Raw genomic sequence first — 561 nt, 5'->3', positions numbered from 1 at the left:
CACCCCCATCGCCCCCACCGTGTCCCAGACCCCGAGATAGGTGACGGTGAAGAGCGGCACCGCGGGCAAGCCCTGCGCCACGCGCCACGCCTGTTCGGCGGCACTGGTGGCAAGATGCGGCGAATAGACCGCGCGGAACCTGAAGCTCTCCTCGTGGTCGGGGCGCGTCTCCTCGGCGCTGTTCCGGTAGCGCCGCAGCGCCTCGGCGGCACGATAGGCCTGGGCGTGCGGTGGCAGCCCCGAGGCCCGCAGCATCCCCGCCAGCGACCGCGCGGTGAAGGCCCCGCGCGAGAAGCCGAAGATGAAGACCTGGTCGCCGGGCTCGTACTGCTCGGCGATGAAGCGGTAGGCGGTCATGATGTTGCGGGTGACACCTGCCCCGAACACCCCGCCCCGGAACCGGTCCCAGGCCTTGGCAAAGCCGCTCATGCCGAAGCCGGTGCCGACGCCGGGGATGTATTTGGGAAGCTGCACGACGCCGTCGCTGCCGGTCTGCAGCGTGGCGCTGTGCAGCTTGTAGACATTGGTCGCGAATCTCGCGTCCGGCCGGTTCCAGGTGCC

Annotated in this window: 1 protein-coding gene; it reads right to left on the bottom strand. The window is 70.1% G+C overall.

The genetic code is table 11. The features are described 5' to 3' along the window. Positions 1 to 561 (bottom strand): DUF2235 domain-containing protein (locus tag HC022_RS28405; protein WP_167454581.1); only part of this gene is annotated, 561 nt, incomplete at both ends.

The organism is Salipiger sp. HF18, from assembly GCF_011806505.1.
Lineage (GTDB): Bacteria > Pseudomonadota > Alphaproteobacteria > Rhodobacterales > Rhodobacteraceae > Salipiger > Salipiger thiooxidans.
This window is presented reverse-complemented; position numbering and strand designations above follow the sequence as displayed.